This is a genomic window from Flavobacterium sp. JAS (assembly GCF_020991455.1).
Classification (GTDB): Bacteria; Bacteroidota; Bacteroidia; order Flavobacteriales; family Flavobacteriaceae; genus Flavobacterium.
In genome coordinates, this window is record NZ_JAJMOX010000002.1 from 224,108 (window position 1) to 243,859 (window position 19,752).

Annotated in this window: 12 protein-coding genes; 7 read left to right on the forward strand and 5 right to left on the reverse strand. The window is 33.7% G+C overall.

Features of this window, described 5'->3' with window-relative positions:
* Positions 1-165: 165 nt before the first annotated feature.
* From LPB88_RS03155 to LPB88_RS03175, 5 genes are all read left to right on the forward strand, one after another.
* On the forward strand, positions 166-4,239 hold the full coding sequence (locus LPB88_RS03155) for a two-component regulator propeller domain-containing protein (protein ID WP_230712342.1): 4,074 nt from the start codon (positions 166-168) through the stop codon (positions 4,237-4,239).
* Between the two features lie 777 nt (positions 4,240-5,016).
* Entirely contained in the window at positions 5,017-8,088 is a 3,072-nt protein-coding gene (locus LPB88_RS03160; protein ID WP_230712343.1) for a TonB-dependent receptor, read from the forward strand.
* Positions 8,089-8,098: 10 nt separating this feature from the next.
* On the forward strand, positions 8,099-9,616 hold the full coding sequence (locus LPB88_RS03165; protein ID WP_230712344.1) for a RagB/SusD family nutrient uptake outer membrane protein: 1,518 nt from the start codon (positions 8,099-8,101) through the stop codon (positions 9,614-9,616).
* Positions 9,617-9,717: 101 nt separating this feature from the next.
* Complete coding sequence (locus LPB88_RS03170; RefSeq protein WP_230712345.1) at positions 9,718-12,849, forward strand: glycoside hydrolase family 2 TIM barrel-domain containing protein; 3,132 nt, start codon at positions 9,718-9,720, stop codon at positions 12,847-12,849.
* 137 nt (positions 12,850-12,986) lie between these two features.
* Positions 12,987-13,679 carry a DUF1349 domain-containing protein gene (locus LPB88_RS03175; RefSeq protein ID WP_230712346.1) on the forward strand — a complete coding sequence of 231 codons (693 nt, stop codon included), beginning with the start codon at positions 12,987-12,989 and terminating at the stop codon, positions 13,677-13,679.
* 301 nt (positions 13,680-13,980) lie between these two features.
* Here LPB88_RS03175 and LPB88_RS03180 read toward each other — a convergent pair whose 3' ends face one another.
* The 5 genes from LPB88_RS03180 to LPB88_RS03200 are packed head-to-tail and all read right to left on the reverse strand — an operon-like array spanning position 13,981 to position 18,586.
* Positions 13,981-14,661: a hypothetical protein gene (locus LPB88_RS03180; protein ID WP_230712347.1), complete on the reverse strand. Its 681-nt coding sequence runs from the start codon at positions 14,659-14,661 to the stop codon at positions 13,981-13,983.
* Between the two features lie 33 nt (positions 14,662-14,694).
* Positions 14,695-15,357 carry a hypothetical protein gene (locus tag LPB88_RS03185; RefSeq protein WP_230712348.1) on the reverse strand — a complete coding sequence of 221 codons (663 nt, stop codon included), beginning with the start codon at positions 15,355-15,357 and terminating at the stop codon, positions 14,695-14,697.
* Positions 15,358-15,393: 36 nt separating this feature from the next.
* Positions 15,394-17,721, reverse strand: coding sequence for a TonB-dependent receptor (locus LPB88_RS03190; RefSeq protein ID WP_230712349.1), 2,328 nt, complete (start codon positions 17,719-17,721; stop codon positions 15,394-15,396).
* Positions 17,718-18,002, reverse strand: a complete 285-nt coding sequence (locus LPB88_RS03195; RefSeq protein WP_230712350.1) for a transcriptional regulator — start codon at positions 18,000-18,002, stop codon at positions 17,718-17,720. Before LPB88_RS03195 ends, LPB88_RS03190 begins: the two co-directional genes overlap by 4 nt.
* A gap of 8 nt (positions 18,003-18,010) precedes the next feature.
* Positions 18,011-18,586: a hypothetical protein gene (locus LPB88_RS03200; RefSeq protein ID WP_230712351.1), complete on the reverse strand. Its 576-nt coding sequence runs from the start codon at positions 18,584-18,586 to the stop codon at positions 18,011-18,013.
* A 130-nt stretch (positions 18,587-18,716) separates the two neighbouring features.
* On the opposite strand from LPB88_RS03200, the gene LPB88_RS03205 reads away from it, so the two are divergent.
* Positions 18,717-18,920 (forward strand): hypothetical protein, encoded by a 204-nt coding sequence (locus LPB88_RS03205; RefSeq protein ID WP_230712352.1) that lies wholly within the window; start codon positions 18,717-18,719, stop codon positions 18,918-18,920.
* Positions 18,921-19,304: 384 nt separating this feature from the next.
* Positions 19,305-19,715, forward strand: coding sequence for a hypothetical protein (locus LPB88_RS03210; RefSeq protein ID WP_230712353.1), 411 nt, complete (start codon positions 19,305-19,307; stop codon positions 19,713-19,715).
* Positions 19,716-19,752 lie beyond the last annotated feature (37 nt).

Sequence of the window (19,752 nt, forward strand, 5' to 3'; positions counted from 1 at the left end):
AATTTTGAATCTGCAAAGAGAACTCTAAGCGGTATCGAGGTTGTTCATATATTGCAAAAGAACCTAAAATAATAAATAAGCTTTTTTTTGTGAAATTATAAGCTAAATATTTATAAAATTAGCTTATAATTGTGATTTCTTCTAAAAACTAAAACGAATTTTATTTTGAAGTATTTTATTCTCTATTTTATATTGGTATTTGGTTTTCCTGCCATTGGTTATTCGCAAGATTATCCAATTAAATTTCTTAATATGTCCAATGGGTTATCTAATAATTCTGTAAACTCAGTATTTCAGGATAGCGACGGTTATATGTGGTTTGGTACCTATGATGGACTAAATAGATATGATGGATATGATTTTAAAGTGTATCGAAATAGACCTAATGATAAAAAATCATTGTTGTTTAATACGATTTCTAATATCGAAGGAGATTCAAAAAAAAATATTTGGGTTGGAGGGGCAAACGGAGTTTGCATTTATGATAAGACCAATGCCACGTTTCATCCGGTTGAGTATGTTTTATCTAATAATAAGCCAAAAGTATTAAGAGATATTATTCGTCAGATACAAGCTGTTTCTAATGATCGAGTATTGGTTGCTTCGCAAAACTTAGGTTTGATTGTTTTCGAAAATGGATTCTTTACAGGCAAAAGTATACCTCTGGCAGGGTTGAATAATAATGTGATTAAGTATAATTATGATGCAGCAGTTCTTGAAGATGCCGTTGCAAAAGGGTTTTGCTGGGTATATGTAAGAAATGTTGGGATTTGTAAATACAGTTATGATTCAAAAAGATTAAAGGTTGTGTTTCCTTTATCGATAGAGGTTAAATGTATGAAGCTTTCTTTAGATGGTGATCTTTGGATGGGAACAGATGAAGGTTTTTATTTGTTTGATACTAAATCTGGTTTGCTTTCAGATAATTATTTTTTAGACAAATGTACCGTTACTCATATTTTTATAGATCAAAAAAAGGAGCTGTGGTTAACTACAGATGGTTGTGGTATTTATAAAGTTGTTGGAAAAAGTAAAAAAGCCATTGCCTATAATTCTACAAGAGATAATGAGCTGCTAAAAAGTAATTCAATCATGAGTTTGTATCAAGATGCAGCCGGAAACAAATGGATTGGTACTTTGCGTGGAGGAATCAGTATGATTGGCGGCAATCTTAATTACTTTAAGCATATTAAATACAAGGCCAAGGGTAATGATCCTGCAGAAAATTTTATTTTGTCATTTTGTGAAGATGAAAAGAAAAATATATGGGTTGGTACTGATGGCGCAGGACTGAAGTATTGGGACAGAAAAAATAATAAGTATACAATCTATAGTAGTACTGCTAACACAGCAAATAAAATTTCTAATAATTTTATTACAAGTATAATTAGAGATACTAATAATGAAATTTGGTTATCAACCTGGGCTGGTGGTGTAGATCGCATTAATCCGGCAAACAACACAATAAAACATTTTTCATGTTTTAATCCGCTTACAAAGCAAATAGAGAAAAATATATGGTTTGTTTATAAGGATTCTCAAGGAGATATATGGGCGAGTGCTACTAACGAGGGATTCTTGTATCTTTTTGATAGAGCTACTAATGCTTTTGTGCTCTTTAATAAAGGAATTGATAATTTGCAATGTCTTACACAGACCAGTGATGGTAAACTTTGGGGAGGCAATTATACCTCATTGTTTGTGATAGAAAAAGACACTAGAAGATATCATAAGATGAGTATTGGAAGGCCTATTAGGTGTGTACTTGAGGATAAAAATAAAAACCTGTGGGTAGGCACTCAAGAAGGGGGATTATTATTGTTTGATCGAAAAACAAACACCTATAAGAGACTCACTACTGATGATGGTTTGCCTTCGAATACGATTTTAAGATTGCTCGAAGATAAAGAGGGGAATTTATGGATGAGTACTTACAATGGTATTTGCAAATTTGATAGTAAAAGAAAAATATTCAGGAATTATTCTGTAAACGATGGGCTACAAAGCAATCAGTTTAGTTTTAATGCGGGATTGAAATTATCCACTGGAGAATTTCTCTTTGGAGGAATAAACGGATTTAATATTTTTTTTCCTGAAGCAATTAAAGATTCTGATCACAAGAATAATCTATTGCTGACGAATCTTTACCTAAACAATCAACCTATTGAAGAAAGTAAAAATGAATTGATTACAGAATGGGATTCAGGTAAAATTAAAAAGATAAAACTGCCTTACGATCAAACCACTTTGTCAATAGAATTTGTGGCATTGGATTATAATAATGCCGATAAAATTAAATATGCTTACTATCTGGATGGTTGGGACAATCGATGGAATTATGTTGGGCAGGTACGAAAAGCAAATTATTCGAGATTGCCGGAAGGAAAATACATTTTTAAAGTAAAAACTACCAATTTTAAAGGCGGCTGGAATAAAGAAGAAACTCTTATTACTGTTGTGGTTCTTCCACCTTGGTACAGAACTTGGTGGGCCTACACTTTGTATTTGTTAGCAGGTATCGGAGTTGTTTTTGCTTATATAAGGTATAATAAAAACAAGGAAGAACTAAAGTATAAAGTAAAAATTGCTGAATTAGAAGGTAAGAAAGAAAAGGAAATTGCTGAGAAGCAATCTTCAATGTTTACTTATATCTCGCATGAGTTCCGTACACCGCTTTCCCTTATTATAAATCCGCTAAAAAAAGCAGTTCAAAAAGAAAGTGTCCAAAATGGCTCTTCAGGGAGCGATTTAGCGATTGCACATAGAAATGCACGAAGACTTCTGAGTTTGGTAGATCAGTTATTGCTTTTTCGTAAAGCCGAAAATGGCGCGGATTCCCTTAGATTGTCAACTATTAATGTAAATAGTCTTTGTAATGAGGTGTATCAATGTTTTGTAACTCAAGCAAAAGATAAGAACATCAAGTACGATTTTAGTGTGCCCGATTATACCATTGAAATCATTGGAGATTATGAGAAAATTGAAATTTCCTTATTTAATTTAATGTCTAATGCTTTTAAGTATACTTCAAAAGGAGGCGAAATTAAGCTAAAACTTACCGAAAATGATTCTGAAGTTGTCCTTGAAATTGCTGATAATGGTAAGGGAATCGAAGAAAAAAACATGGAGGTTATATTCGAAAAATTCAAGCAAATAAATTCCAAAGTATCTGTCGGAACTGGTTTTGGAATTGGACTTTACATTGTAAAGTATTTTGTTGAAAAACATAAAGGAACTGTAAGTTGTACTAGTGAAATTGGAAAAGGAAGTGTATTTAAATTGACATTCTTAAAAGGAGGAAATCATTTTGAAGATGCTGAAATTACCAATACCGCTCCTAAAAGAAGTCAATTACTTAATGAGCTACTTGCTGATGAAATGGATGAGGATAATAATTCGTTTTCAGCTACTGTTTCAGAAAATGATTTTCAGAAAATAATGCTTACGGATAAGCGTACCGTTTTAATTATTGATGATAATGCTGAAATAAGAAACTATTTGATCAAATTGTTTTCTGATGTCTATATCGTTTATAGCGCAGAAAATGGAGAAGAAGGTCTAAAATTGACTAAAATACACATGCCGGATCTAGTAATCAGTGATATTGCGATGGAGGAATTAGATGGTTTGGAGTTGTGTAGAAAAATAAAAGAAAATAATGCATTGTCTCATATTCCGGTTATTTTATTAACGGCATCAAAAAATCCCGAAACACATCTTCAGGGAATAAGCGATGGAGCTGATGATTATATTACCAAACCATTTGACGACGATATGCTTGTGGCGCGCGTAGAATCTTTATTAAAGAATAGAAGTAATCTGCGTAAATACTTTCTAGACAGTATAACACTTAAAGAAAACAATCAGAAAGTTCCGGTTGAATATCAGGAAATGTTAAAGAAATGCATTGATATTGTGGAGTCAAATATTCATAAAAGAGATTTTAAAATCAAAAATTTTGCACTCGAAATGGGAATGAGCCACAGTATGTTGTATACTAAAATCAAAATCATTTCCGGACAAACCTTAAACTCCTTTATTCGTTCTGTTCGCCTTAGAAGAGCAGCGATGTTGATGCTAACAAAAGATATTAATATTACTCAGGCAAGTGCCGAAGTTGGTTTTGAAGATCCTAAGTATTTCAGGCAGCAATTTGTAAAGCTTTTTGGAATGACACCTTCTGAATACATTAAAAAATACAAGAATTCTTTTAATGCTGATACCAATATTGTCAAATAACTTTTCGTGTATTCTGCTTTCATGCGTATTTATCGTCATTTTAGGAATTATGTCTATATAATCACTGATGCAATACTGCCCCTATTTAAGCGAGTATTTATTACATTCAAATACAGAGTCTTCAATTTAATTCCAGCAATTATTTCTATTGTTTTTTTTGGATCATTCCTCCTTAGGAAGGTTTCGCTGTATGAATTGAGTCTGTTGTTAAATTCCAAGTCTACTTTTGGTTTTTGTTAAATGAATTTGTGCGGTTTATATGTTTTTAATGGAAATAAAGTGTTTGAATTGTTTATTTGATAATTATTAGTAATGTAAAAAAATCGAAGTATTTTTCTGTAGTCTTGATTTTTTTTGCTTAAAAAAGAATAATCACGAATTTAACCTCCTTTTTTCTTGAATTTACCCCCCTTAAATGCTTTTGACTCAACATTACTTTGCACTTATAAATACAACGGATACAATTGAAAAAACACTTTTAGAAAAGCAATAGAAAAGAGTGTCTTATAAGTGTAATTTATTTCACAATGAAGTATAAACGTTTTTTATAACATGGAAATAGTACTAAAAAGAGATAATGATGAGAATCATTAATTGTGCAAACTTCCTTTAAATGATTACCCGTAATTCACTTGATAAATGAAATAAAATAAAGTGCAATTTAGATGAATTAAAACCCTCAATGTAATTCATCATCAAAAGGACCACTGTTTTTTTTCTTTATACAGAGAATGATATAATAACTATTAACCAAACCAATTTTTAAACTATGAATTTATGAAAAAAAAGAATGTAAATCGAATGAAAAACTTAAGGTCTTTCATTAAATCTAAGCTCGCTTTGTCGATTTTTACCTTGATTGCATGTGCAAGTATGCAAGCACAAAATGTAATTACAGGAACACTTCGAGACAGTAAAACAGCACAAAAAATCCCTGGTGTTACAGTGACAGTGAAAGGAACTGCGAACGCAACTATAACCGATTTTGATGGGACTTATAAATTAAATGTAACCAATCCAAAAGAAAAATTAGTTTTCTCATACATTGGCTATACGACCATTGAGGAAGCAATAAATGGCAGAGCTGTTATAGATGTTTCATTAAATGAAGAAAGTAATGCATTAAATGAAGTTGTTATAATCGGGTATGGTACTGTGAAAAAAAGCAGTACTACCGGTGCTATAAGCAGTTTAAAAGCAAAACAACTAGATGCTCAGAGTAATACTAACCTGGGTAGTGCTATTCAGGGTAAGGTTGCCGGAGTTTCTGTAGAATCAGCTGGAGGAAGTCCAGGTGCTGGTACCAGAATTCAAATAAGGGGAGCGGGTTCATTAAACAATAATACGCCATTGATTTTGGTAGATGATATTCAAGTGGCGTCAATGAACAGCTTAAGTCCAAATGATATTGAATCAATTGAAGTTTTAAAAGATGCTGCTGCTGCCGCAATTTATGGTTCAAGAGCTGCAAATGGGGTTGTTATTATTACAACTAAGAGCGGGAAAAAAGGAGATATCAAGGTTTCTTTGGATGTATTTGGAGGTTATGCTACTGTAGCAAAACAATTAAATTTATTGAATCAGGAAGAGTGGTCAAAAGTAAGTAATGCAGCATATGCAGCAGCTGGAAAAGCCCCGTTACCTATTTCTCTTAATCCTGAAGTTGGTGGAGCAGGAGTAAATTATCAAGATGCAATCTACAGAGCTGCACCTATTCAAAATTACTCTTTAGGATTTTCTGGAGGATCAGATAATTTAAAATATAGTATGTCTTTAAATTACTTTAATCAAGATGGTGTCGTAAAAGAAACAAATTACGACCGTTTTAACATGAGAGTAAAATCTGATTATAAAAAAGGGATCTTTAAAATTGGAGAAACAATTTTGTTAACCAAAGAAAAAAGAAAAGAATTACCAGGTGTACCTGGACAAGGAAGTAATGTTGTTGGATCTGCTATTACAATGATTCCTGGTTTTGCAGTTTATAACCAAGATGCTGTTGGAGGATATGGTGGAGCTTCTGGTCCTGTAACGGATATCTTTAACCCAATAGCTGCATTGAATCTTCTTGACGTAACAAGTGATACGTATCAAGCCTTAATAAACACGTATCTTGAAGCTAACTTTTTTGATGGTTTAAAATACAAGTTAAGTATTGGAGCAACTGTATCAGATTACGTAAGAGATAATTATACACCACGTTATGAGGTAGGTGGCTTCTTTAAAAACTTAGATAACGATTTAACTCATTTGGATCAATTTAATCTGTACACTCAGGTAGAAAACACATTGAATTATACAAAAACTTTTGGAAAACATTATGTAAATGCTTTGGCGGGATATACGGTATATAATAATACTTTCAAATCGGTAACGAGTTCTGTTAGCGGAATACCTGATGGTATCCATACACTTTCAGGAGCAGTTCAACCGGCAGCAAGTGGTTTTAATACAGAAAACAATTTGGTTTCTTATTTAGGGCGTGTAATATACTCTTATGATAGTAAATATACTTTGTCAGCTACCATCAGACGTGACGGATCATCTCGATTTAGTGAACACAACAAGTGGGGTAATTTCCCTTCTGTTTCAGGAGCGTGGAGCATCGGTAAAGAGACGTTTTTCACTAATCTAAAAACGCCAATAACTGACTTGAAATTACGTGCAAGTTATGGTGTGTTAGGAAATCAGGAAATTGGAGATTATCAATACTTAGGATTAATTACTTCAGGAATCAGTTATGGCGCAGGAGAGCCAAATACATTATGGAGTGGTAATATTCAGACAAATTATCCGGCAGTTGGGTTAAAATGGGAATCAACAGCAACATCAGATTTTGGTTTAGATCTGGATTTATGGAACGGAAAGGTGCAATATACATTTGACTATTTCAAAAAACAAACATCAGATTTGCTTTTAAGAGTTCCAATTCCACTATCTGTTGGATCAAGTGATAACCCTTATACGAATGCTGGAAACGTATCGAATAAAGGATATGAAATGAGTTTAACGTACAATGATAAAATTGGAGATTTCAACTTCAATATAACAGGTAATTTCTCAAGTATTAAAAATAATGTAGATGAGCTTAGCACAGGAAGTCAGGTAATCGAAGGTGGTAAAGGTTCTTTTCACGGTGCTCCGGTAACATATAGTAAGGTCGGGTATCCAATTTATTCCTTTTTTCTAGTGGATAGTGATGGATTATTTAGATCTCAGGCAGAAATTGATGCTTACAAAAAAGATGGAAAACCTATTCAGCCAAATGCACAAGTTGGAGATGTTAGATATGTAGATTATAATGGTGATGGTGAAATTAACGGAGAGGATAGACAATACAAAGGAAGCGCTTTTCCTAAGTTTGAGTATGGAATGAGATTGCAGGGAGATTGGAAAGGAATTGACTTTACTCTTGCTCTACAAGGAACTCATGGAAACAAACTTTATAATGGGAATAGAACAGATCTTGAAACAGTAAGAGCTAATATTAACTATTCTAGCGCCACATTAGATTCTTATACTTTTAATCCAAATTCAAATTTCCCAAGATTAGATATTGATGACAAAAACAATAATGGAGCAGATTATTCTGATCGCTTTCTTGAAGACGGGTCTTATCTTAGAATCAAAACTGTTCAGGTTGGATATACAATACCAAATAGCATAACAAAACAAGTATCTATCGATAGATGTAGAATTTACTTTGCAGGAGATAACCTTTATACTTTTACTAAATATACAGGTTATAACCCAGATGTATCTGCAGACGCATTGGGAGGAAGAGGAATTGATTATAAATCATATCCATTAAGCAAGACTATACTTTTTGGTCTGCAAATTAACTTTTAAATCGATAAAAATGAAAAAGAAATCTATCCTATTATATTTAGTGACGGGACTTGCAATGCTAAGTTCATGTGATACTAATCTTGACTTAGAAAACCCAAGTCAATTAACAACGACATCTTTTTGGAAAACTCCTGAAGATCTTGAATCTGGATTAGCAACAGTTTACAATACCCTTGTAGACAATAATAATGCAGGTTATTGGGAAATACAAGCCATGCAACTTAAAGAGAACAGAACAGAAAATTTTGTTGCAAGAAATGATGTGCAGGATCGTTATGCAGTTTCTATGTATAAAAATGATGCCGGTACGAATCTTACGGGAGATATATTTAAAGCCCTTTATATTGGGATTTTCCGTGCCAATCAAGTAATTACTTATGCACCACAAATTAAAAACATTACTGAAGTTAAAAGAGAGCAATTAGTGGCAGAAGCTACGTTTCTAAGAGGTTTGAATTATTTCAATTTGGTTAATGAGTACGGAAGTGTGCCTATAACAACAGATCTGGTACAAACTCAATCAGATTATTTTAAGTCAAAATCTACTGAAGCCGAAGTTTGGAATCAAGTAATAGCTGACTTTCAATTTGCAGCCAATAGTGCTTTGCCAGAAAATTATCCTGCAACCCTTAAAGGGAGAGTGACAAAAAATGCGGCAATTGCCTTTTTGGGTAAAACCTATTTGTACATGAAAGATTGGGCAAAAGCCGAAGAGCAATTTAGTAAATTAGTAAGTAATGAAGGTACAAATGGGTATGGACTACTTGATAATTATTCTGAATTATTTGATGGTAAACATGAAAATAGCAAGGAATCTGTTTTTGAAATTCAGTTTAGCAAAGTAGGAGGTTCTACTATTTGGGGAGGAACACCAGCAGAAAGAACCAGAGCAACAACTATGGCACAGGAATGTGCCCCTGGTGAAGTAGGTGGATGGAATGAATTATTACCTACCACGGTATTGTTAAATGCAATGACGCAGGAGAAGACCGTAAGTGGTGAATTTGACCCAAGAGCTCTGGCAACTTTAGCCTGGAATTATCCTGGTTGTATTTATTATAATTCAGATTTTGCATCGAAGTTTGGAGCAAATGCTATTTGGATTAGAAAAAATCAAAATTGGTGGAATAATGATGAAGGGGATTGGAAATCTGAATTGAATGAATATGCAATGCGTTATGCAGATGTTCTTTTAATGCTTGCAGAAGCCAAAACAATGCAAGGAAAAGTTCCTGAGGCTATACCACTGGTGAAAAGAATTAGAGATCGAGCAAAATTGCCTGATATCTCGATGACAGGCTGGACTCAAGATCAAATGATGGCCGAAATTATGCACCAAAGAAATGTTGAATTTGCTCGCGAAGGGCTACACTTCTTCGATTTAAGAAGATGGGGAACTTTAGAAACAGTAATCAAAACAAGTCAGGTAGGCGGATACCAGCTTTTTACACCTAAATTCTCGTATTATCCAATTCCACAAAGCGAATTGAATAATAACCCCAATATGACCCAAAATGCACCTTGGTAAGTGATTTTTGTTTAATTAGTTAGTTTTTGTAAGTGTTTGACAAATGATTGATGGTTAGCAATCATTTGTCATCACTTATAATTTATTAGAATAGATTTTATATGAAAAAAAATAAATTTTTAGCCTTTATTGCCGTGGTTTCGTCATTAGTTGTCAATGCGCAAACACCAACAAGTAATGATTGGGAAAACCCGGCTATATTTCAAATAAATCGAGAACCTGCCCGAGCAGCATTCTTGCCGTATGCCGATGAAGCTTCTGCTATTGCAGATGACTATACTCGCTCTCCCTGGTTTTTAACTTTAGATGGGAAATGGAAATTTAATTGGTCGCCTACACCGGATCAAAGACCAAAAGATTTCTTTAAAACCGACTTTAATACCACCAACTGGAAAGAAATTACGGTTCCTTCCAACTGGGAATTAATGGGGTATGGAATTCCTATTTACACCAATATCATCTATCCATTTGTCAAAAATCCGCCTTTTATTGCTCATACAGATAATCCTGTGGGGTCTTACCGACGTACTTTCGAATTGCCGGAAAATTGGAACGAACGACGTGTTTATCTTCACTTTGAAGCAGGAACTTCGGCGATGTATATTTGGGTAAATGGAGAAAAAGTTGGCTATAGCGAGAATACTAAAAGTCCAACTGAGTTTGATATTACAAAATACGTAAAAGCGGGTAAAAATCAGGTAGCTGTTGAGGTGTATCGTTGGAGCGATGGTTCGTATTTAGAAGATCAGGATTTTTGGCGTTTGTCCGGGATTGATCGCGATGTCTACCTTTATAGCACCTCTAATACTCGTATAGCAGATTTCTTTGCACGTCCTGATCTTGATGCATCTTATAAAAACGGAAGTTTGTCAGTGGATGTTAAGTTAAAGAATATGAATAATGTGGCTAAAAACAATCAGTCAGTTGAAGCTAAATTAGTTGATGCAACAGGAAAGGAAGTCTTTAGAAAAACCATAAAAATAAATTTAGGAGCTAATTCAATTGAATCAGGAACAGTTACCCAAAATGTTACTGCACCTAAATTATGGAGTAATGAAAAGCCAAATTTATATACTTTACTATTGACATTAAAGGATGAAAACGGAAAGTTTATTGAAACCGTTTCTACACAAATCGGGTTTAGAAAAGTAGAATTAAAAAATGGTCAGTTATTGGTAAATGGCATTCGAATTATGGTTCATGGAGTAAACATTCACGAACATAATTCTAAGACGGGACATTATCAGGATAAAGAAACCATGATGAAGGATATCAGGTTAATGAAACAATTGAACATTAATGCAGTACGCTGTAGTCATTATCCAAATAACTTATTATGGGTAAAATTATGTAATAAATATGGTTTGTTTTTAGTCGATGAGGCTAATATTGAATCGCACGCGATGGGAGCTGAATTACAAGGTTCTTTTGATAAGACAAAACATCCTGCTTATCTCCCGGAGTGGAAAGCAGCCCATCTGGATCGTATTTACAGCTTAGTGGAACGGGATAAAAATCAGCCTTCGGTTATTCTTTGGTCTTTAGGGAATGAATGTGGAAACGGACCTGTTTTTCATGAGGCTTATAAATGGGTAAAAAATAGAGATAAAACCCGATTGGTTCAATTTGAGCAAGCTGGTGAGCAGGAGAATACAGATGTAGTTTGTCCGATGTATCCAAGTATAGATTACATGAAAGAATATGCCAGTCGAAAGGATGTAAAACGCCCCTTTATTATGTGTGAATACGCGCACTCTATGGGAAATGGAAATGGTAATTTTCAAGAATATTGGGATATTATACATGGCAGTAGTAATATGCAAGGAGGATTTATCTGGGATTGGGTTGATCAAGGTTTTGAAATGACAGATGAAGTGGGGCGAAAATATTGGGCCTTTGGTGGCGATATGGGAAGTCAAAATTATACAAATGATGAAAATGGTTGCAGTGATGGATTAGTTTGGCCAGATCGTACGCCTCATCCAGGTGCTTTTGAAGTAAAAAAAGTTTATCAGGACATTCTCTTTAAAGCTATTGATTTGAATAAAGGAATTATCCAGGTAGAAAATGGATTTGGTTACACAAATCTTGATAAGTATCTTTTTAGATATGAAGTTTTAGAAAACGGATCGATTGTCAAAACAGGAACTGTAGCTATAGATCTAAAACCACTATCGAAGAAAAACATTCAACTTGGATTACCAAAATTAGAATCAAAAGACGGAGTTGAATATCTATTGAATATTTATGCTTACACCACTGAAGGTACTGAAGTTTTGCCGCAAAATTTTGAAGTAGCCCGAGAACAGTTTTCCCTTAGTGAGAGTAAATATTTTGTGAAAGCAGCGGACAAAGGAACAAAATCTATTGTTAAAGAAAATAAAGATACTATTGTACTTAACGCAGCTGGTGTTGAGGTAACGATAAATAAGAACACTGGATTAATTCAAGATTATAAGTCTAATGGAGAACGTTATTTTAATGAATTACCAATTCCTAATTTTTGGCGTGCACCAACTGATAATGACTTTGGAAATAACATGCCGGTGATAAGTAATGTGTGGAGAACTACAGGAAGAGTTAGTAGTTTGAATTCTATTGAAGTTAAAGAAGAGGCAGGCAAAACAATTGTGATAGCAAATCTTTTTCTAAAAGATGTTTCGTCAACTTATACCATTACATACACGATGAATTCAGATGGGAGTTTAACGATGCTAAACTCATTTAAAGCGGGAAATAATCCATTGCCTGAAATGCCTCGTTTTGGAATGATATTTACTCTAAAAAATGAACTGGATAATTTTAATTATTATGGAAGAGGACCTTGGGAAAACTATCAGGATAGAAACACATCTTCTTTCAAAGGAATTTACCAAAGTAAAGTGGCAGATCAATATGTTCCCTATACACGTCCTCAGGAAAACGGATACAAAACCGATGTTCGTTGGTTAACACTTACAGATAATTCAGGAAACGGAATTGAAATAGAAGGGTTACAGGCTTTAAGTGTGAGTGTGTTACAGAATTATCCTGAAGATTTTGATCCGGGTTTGACAAAAAAGTACCGTCATATTAGTGATATTACACCACGAAATGAAGTTGTAGTTTGCGTTGATTTAGCCCAAAGAGGTGTTGGTGGAGATACTAGTTGGGGTGCTTTACCACACGAGCAATATCAATTGAAGAACAAAGAATATAGTTATGGTTTTGTTATTAAACCTAAAAAGAAATAAAAGTAATTTAAACATTTCACTTCTATTTTTACAAAGCTAGAAATAGGAGTGAAATAAATAAGAGGATTTAAGTATAAACTGTTTAGTACGGAAAATCCCAGATTATAAATTAACAAGAATAACAAAAGAAATTAATTATGAGAAAAATGTGGTTCAATAATATGCTATTGGTTTTAGTATTAATTATTAGTAGCTGTAAAAATGTTTCGATTGAAAAAGGAGAATTGTGTTCTGTGAAAGTGTCAGGAGTTGAGTTTACGAAATCGCTTAATGATGCTAAGGCTACTGCAACTGTTGAGGATGGTAAATTGGTACTTAAAAGCAATGCGAAATGTGATAATTTTAACGATCCTAACGGGAAATTATCAAACAATACAGCACCTGTATTACTGACAAAAGTGCAGAATTACAAGCCGTTTACATTTTCGGCTAAAGTTACTCCCGCTTTTAAAGATAAATACGATGCCGGAACTATGTACATTTATTTAAACCAAAATTGTTGGTTTAAATTTGCCTTTGAAAGGGATGAGCGCTCGCGTACTCGTGCCGTTACTGTGCGAACCAATGAGACATCAGATGACAACAATCATGATATAATTGATAAAACAAGTATTTATATGAAGATTTCATCAGACACAAAGACTGTTGGGTTTTATTATTCAGTTGATAAAAAAAACTGGCAATTAGTACGTGTATTTCGTAATGACTATCCTGCAGAATTATGGTTAGGTTTTAGTACTCAATCACCAGTAGGTAAAGGAACGACTGCAACTTTTGAAGATTGTTCTTTGACCCAAAGTAGTGTTACGGATTTTAGAATGGGAATTTGATAAAGCCCAGTTAAAAAAATAATGCTTGCATAAATAGTTTTATTAAGGTTGAATTTTATTTCATAAACTTCGAAAATCAAGTGCCTTTCTTTTTAGACCTTTATCAAGTTAGGATTCATCAAAAGAGGTTGTTTTCAATATTGAAAACAACCTCTTTTTCTTTAGTGTAGTCGAATAGTAAATAAGCTCATAATTATTTATCTTATTTAGGATGCGCCATAATGTGTTTACTTAATCAAGTTTGCTAAAATTTTCCAGTAATTAGTAGAATAATAAAAAGTGTAATGAAATGAATGTGTTTCTATTCGATGATTTGTTTTGAGGTAAGTTTAAAACCTACAATGATAAGCCATATAAATCCGATGAATCGTGTAAGTGGAATGAAAAACAGGAGTTTCATTGATAGTAAACTCAACGAGCTCAGCAGTCCACATAATGCTAATGCTAAGCCCCAATATACTAACCACTTTGGTAAAAGTTTAGTGAACAAAGCAGTTATTGAAACACCTGCGAAGAAAATCCCAAGAGGTAGTGAATAACCAACTCCACCTATTGCATAGGTTAGATAATACAATACACGAATGATTGACGCATCTTGTGCTATATCAGGATAAGCCATTACCCAAAGAATGAGAGAAGATAAAAAAATATTTGCCGTTGCAATCAGACCACCCAATAGGGCAATGTAAGGTCCGGTTGTTTTTACTCCATGAAAAAGAAGTCGGCTTACAACACTTACCACATAAAGCCCTAAGGGAACTGCTGCAATAAATTGAAAAAATGCACACATTTGCACGGCATGAGGATAACCGCGAAAATATGCCGTTATGATTTCAGCAGTTTCCCAAGGAGCTGGGAAATGTGGGATTTTGGGCGAAAATGAAATTACAAATGATAGTCCAGCAATGAATTGAATCGTAAATGCAATTGCCATAATTATTAATGGAGGACTTTTGTGATTGAGTTGTTTGATATTTTCCATTGTGATTTTGTTTTGATAAATTAATTTTATTTTTTACTTGTTGTAGGATGTCAAAATAGCTTCACATTCTGATTTTCCCCATCTTGGAAATGTTGTTGTTGATGGTTTGTTTTCCAATTGTTTCATTGCCAAATCAAGGAACACTTTTGCTTTGTCTTTGTCACCTCCCCACAATTTTGGGGTATAATATTTCTCCCATGCTGCCAAATAATTTGCTCTGGGATTTTCGGAATTAAATTGTAGTGCTTTTTGAATGTATTCTTTTGCAATAGGCCCGTACTTTTTCCCGTTTGACATAGGGCTGATAAAAACCCTTGCACGATTTACCATACTTAACACACAATACACTTCGGATAATTCAATTTTATTTTTTGCCATGTCTAGCATTGCTTCTGTTTTTTTAATTTGTTGCTCAGCAAGGTTTGCAAATGGTTCTATTTTATCAGCGTTTTGTTGATAGAGCCAACTGATTTTTGCATTGCAAAATGCGGCGTAATAATACGGTAGCCATTCTGTTTTTTTAGAATCAGCAAGTCGGGTAAAATCGTTTGCTAATACCTGATAGTCACCTACTGCTTTAGCGTTGTCTAACTTAGAAACATTAGTTTCCATCTGTTTTGTAAAAGTGCTATCCTGTGCGATAGCTGCAAATTGCACGGATGTAACTGTTGCGATAATTAAGAGTAATTTTTTCATTTTTTTTAATTTAGTTTATTTATTATAGATTATAGATTATAGATTTTCGTTGATGAAATCTTTGGTTCGGTTGACTCCGAAGCTCATGAAGATACCTATGAAATAAGTTCGTGTTGCAGGGAGTGTTATCGGAATTTTGTTGTTTCCGGTGTAACTGTAGTTGTAACCGAGCACTGGATTTGAACCCAGAATATTATTGATGCTGGCAGAAATAACAGTGAAGTCGCGGTTTTTGCCTTTCTTGAAAAAAGAAGTGAGGTATGCGATGCTAAGATTTAATGATTGATAAGGGTCGGTTGTGCCTCGATCAAAAATTTTAGGTTGGTGGGAAGTGTTCTCGTAACGAATGTTATAATATGGTCTGCCCGTTGCAACTGAATACGCTAGATTGAAGCTTGTATTTAATTTTTCGAAAAATCTTTTTGTAACAATGGAAACTGTATGGGGTGTTGTAAAGTTTGGATTGATGGAAGAGGGATAATTGAGAAACTCTCTTTTGGTATCAAGAAAAGTGTAGGTAATCCAATAGTCAAAATCTTTGAAAGTTTTTTTATCTCTGAAAAATAATTCAATTCCTCTGGCGTAACCTGTACCGTCATTGTTTAAAATGGGATATGTTTTTACTAATTTATCATACACTTTGTAATATGCTTCTACACGGAACAAACGGTTATTTGCTTTCTTTGTGTAGTTAATAATGTAATGCGTGGCAAGAGTGAAATCAAGTTTTTTGTATTGCTCAAAAAATATTGCAGTGCTTAAAGGAGCGATTTGATTTTGAAATAAAATTCTGTAATCGGATTTTTGATAGAAAAGGCCGTAGGCGAAATTTATTTGCCCTTGATCATTAAACCTGTAAGCAACACTTAATCTTGGTGCAATGCTTGATTTGTTGAATAAAGAACAATACTCATATCGCATACCAATTTTTGCTGCAATATTTTTTGCTAAATAAATATCGCCTTCTGCAAATACTGCCGTGAGATTGTCAACAATGTTTTTTGTGGTGTCGCTATAAGTGAATTTATCATGGAGATAAAATTGCTCTGCACCAAAACGTAACGCCTGATTGTGAGGGAAAAATTTTGTCAAAACAATTTTGCCATTTGCAAAATGTGATAACACCTCTATAGTATTGTTCTTATAGTTGTAAGGAAATCTGGGGATGAAAATTTGTTGGTTACTGCTGTTTAAAAGTTTATTGATAATGTTGTCGTTACTGAAATTGTAGGTTGCTCCAACATTGATTTTCCAACCATTAGTTAAGGGTGTTCGAAAACTTAAATTGTTGAAACTGTTTTTTGCTTTTATCTGAAAACTTGTTTTCAGGTTTGTACTGTCAATGTCGGTGTTTCGCAAACCAACATTGTTGAGAGTGTAGTTGGAATAAAATTTCAGCATCCCTTCTTTGCCGATTTTCATTCTGAAATTTGCATCGCCACTGATGTATTCAGGTCCGTGGAAATAGTCGGGCTTCTGTGTGATTAATCTTGTATAAGCAAAATAGTTGACATACCGCGAATTGATGCCGTAACTAACTTTATTGTTTTTAGAAAGTTGCTGAAATCCAGCCACACCCAAGATTGGTGATGCGCCAATTATAGAAGATGATTGTTCAGGTAAATCAACACTTTCTAAAATCAATGCTCCACTTAATGCCTCACCATATAATGCAGAGTAGCCACCTGTACTGAAATTAATTCCTTTGAATAAGAAAGGTGAAAGGCGAGCTGGTTGAATGATTCCAGGGACACTTGAAAAGTTTGGGTTCTTGAAGAGTGTTCCATCAATAAATTGTTTTGTTTCATCGCTTGTTCCCCCACGAACAAATAAACCCTCTTGTTCGGCAACTTGCTGTGTGCCGGGCAAAGTCCGCAATGCGTTTGCAATATCACCATTGTTTCCTGCGGTAGTTACCACATCGATGGGATTTAGTTTTGCTCCTTTTGCTTTGTCACTTGCCTCAAAAGTTCCTGCCGAAACAACCACTTCTTCCAATGTGGTTTGGTCAACTTCCAAAATAATATAGAGAGTGATTTTAGTATTTTCAATGGTGATGGGTTGTTGGTAGGTTTTGAAATTGATGTAGGAGGCAGAAAAAATCTGCGAACCTTTTTCAGAGGTTATGAAACTGAAATTGCCTAATGAATCTGTTGAACTTCCGCTTGCTGTTTCTTTAAGAAACACACTTGCGAATTCAATGGGCTCACCATTTTTACTTTTTACAGTTCCTGAAATGGTTACTTGTGAAAAAGTTTGTGCGGTGAAAAACAAGAATAAAGTAGGGAGTAATAAAATTATACTTTTATTCTTTAATATTGTTTGTGATACAAACCAAATGGATAAAAAATATATTCCTGTCATAGATGCAAGTATTTTTTTATTGTTTCAACATATTGTTCAAATGCTTTTTCCCCTTTTGCAGTGAGTTTGCAAATGGTTTGAGGATAGTTCCCCTTGTATGTTTTTTCCACTTCAATATATTCAGCTTCGCTCAATTTTTTTATTTGATGGCTTAAATTTCCTTGAGTTGTTTTTGTGATTTCCATTAAATGTTTAAAGTCGGCCTGCTTTACTTTAATCAATGCAGAAACAATTGCCAAGCGGACAGGAACATTTAATATGGAGTCAAGTTCATTATACATTTTACGCCTTATGATTTTGTGAATTTTAATAAATACCCAGGGATTATATACCCAAAAATGATTGCCACACCGTGAAGTAAAACTTTGTAATCTTCTGCAATAAAAACACTGGCAACTGATGCGACAAAAAATAAAATGCCGCCAATAATTAAGGGTTGAAATTTCATTACAAGCCCTGATACCAATGTTCCGATAGCCGCAATGAGTAAAGTGTATGTGAATGGTGGATTGAATTGGTAAACATTAATGAACACTACTGTAAAAAAGGAGAGGCCTAATACCATCCACATTTTATAAAGAAAGTTGCTTAGATAAGATATGGTAGTGTTGGAAACATTTTTACGGTAATAGATAATTGTTGTGATAATTCCTATTATTGCTAAAAATGGAAATGGTAAAAAATAATACTTGCTTGATGTGTATTGATGCAAAAAGAAAAAAGAAAAACTTGCGATGGAGATCAGCCAACCCCAAAGCAGAAAAGGAAAACTGTTTTGTTTTATATTTTCTTTTGTCATTGCAATTGCCTCTGAGATGAGTTGCAAGCTTTCTTGTGGCGTTAGTGATTTTTCTTGTGTTATCATAATAACTTTTTTAGAATGGACTTGACAAATTTAATATAGTTTGCAATACAAACCAAATTTTAATGAAAATATTTGCTAATGTGTCAGATATGTTGGTGGTCAATTATTCTATCTAACATTTACAGATAATTTGTTAGTACCTGCGATGCTGATTCAGCCTTTTGTTGAAAATGCAATAATTCGTGGTATGGGTAATTATACTGATAAGGGCTTTATAAAACTCGAAATTGTTTTGAAGAAAAACCAATTGCTTGTAAAAATTACAGCTAATGGGAAAGGTTATCAAAATACCTCAAATACAGATGGCAATCATCAATTTTTATCGGGGTTATAGCCTAAGAGCGTTTGGAGATTTTAGCGCGGAAAAATAAGATAAAAACCAACATAGAAATTTTTGTAATGAGAGCGGAACCATCATTTTACTTAGACTTTCTGTAAAAAACCTTGGTATTAAAACGAATTTATAAAAGATCTTTACGAATATCAAATTATTTCTGGCTAATTTATATCTGCTTAAACTCACATTATCTTTTTTTTTAAATTTGTATTATAACATATGGCTGATGGAAGTGCAGAATTCAACGGCAGTTTTTCAATTGAACCTTAGTCATACTATTATCAACTTTTGTATTTCGATTTGAATTGATAGAATTAGTGTTTCCCGCCCAAAGTCAAAGCACCCAAATGTTCCCACAAACTCTAAAGCCAAGATTTCAAAATGAAATATATAATACTATTACTTTGTGTTTTATTTTTTACATGTAGTGAAAAATCGAAAAAGCAACCTATAGAATTTAATGAAAAAGTGATAGATTTCGCTATTGAAAATTGCAATGATCAATTTATTGAACTTCCAAATTTATACGATTCGTTGCCGAGAGGAATTGTACCAGAAGAGGAAGATGAAAAACTCATATTGGCTCAGATTCTGAAAAGAAAAGGCTTTGAAATTACAAATTGGGGACGCGGAAATCATCCATTGGGGCCAAGAATAGTTGTATTTAATTTCAAGAAAGATCACTGTAAATGTGAAGTCCAGAAGATATATTATTCGACTGATGCTTTGCCTTTAGAAATTTATAAAATAACGGAAAGAATTAAATGTAAAAAGCAACCAAAGACAAACTAAAACAGACTTATTTTTTTTAATTTTTATCATTTGATAT

Excerpts from the sequence above, each read along its gene's own strand:
- LPB88_RS03160 (WP_230712343.1), top strand. The coding sequence starts at position 5,017 with ATGAAAAAAAAGAATGTAAATCGAATGAAAAACTTAAGGTCTTTCATT.
- LPB88_RS03165 (WP_230712344.1), top strand. The coding sequence starts at position 8,099 with ATGAAAAAGAAATCTATCCTATTATATTTAGTGACGGGACTTGCAATG.
- LPB88_RS03170 (WP_230712345.1), top strand. The coding sequence starts at position 9,718 with ATGAAAAAAAATAAATTTTTAGCCTTTATTGCCGTGGTTTCGTCATTA.
- LPB88_RS03175 (WP_230712346.1), top strand. The coding sequence starts at position 12,987 with ATGAGAAAAATGTGGTTCAATAATATGCTATTGGTTTTAGTATTAATT.
- LPB88_RS03180 (WP_230712347.1), bottom strand. The coding sequence starts at position 14,661 with ATGGAAAATATCAAACAACTCAATCACAAAAGTCCTCCATTAATAATT.
- LPB88_RS03185 (WP_230712348.1), bottom strand. The coding sequence starts at position 15,357 with ATGAAAAAATTACTCTTAATTATCGCAACAGTTACATCCGTGCAATTT.
- LPB88_RS03190 (WP_230712349.1), bottom strand. The coding sequence starts at position 17,721 with ATGACAGGAATATATTTTTTATCCATTTGGTTTGTATCACAAACAATA.
- LPB88_RS03195 (WP_230712350.1), bottom strand. The coding sequence starts at position 18,002 with ATGTATAATGAACTTGACTCCATATTAAATGTTCCTGTCCGCTTGGCA.
- LPB88_RS03200 (WP_230712351.1), bottom strand. The coding sequence starts at position 18,586 with ATGATAACACAAGAAAAATCACTAACGCCACAAGAAAGCTTGCAACTC.
- LPB88_RS03210 (WP_230712353.1), top strand. The coding sequence starts at position 19,305 with ATGAAATATATAATACTATTACTTTGTGTTTTATTTTTTACATGTAGT.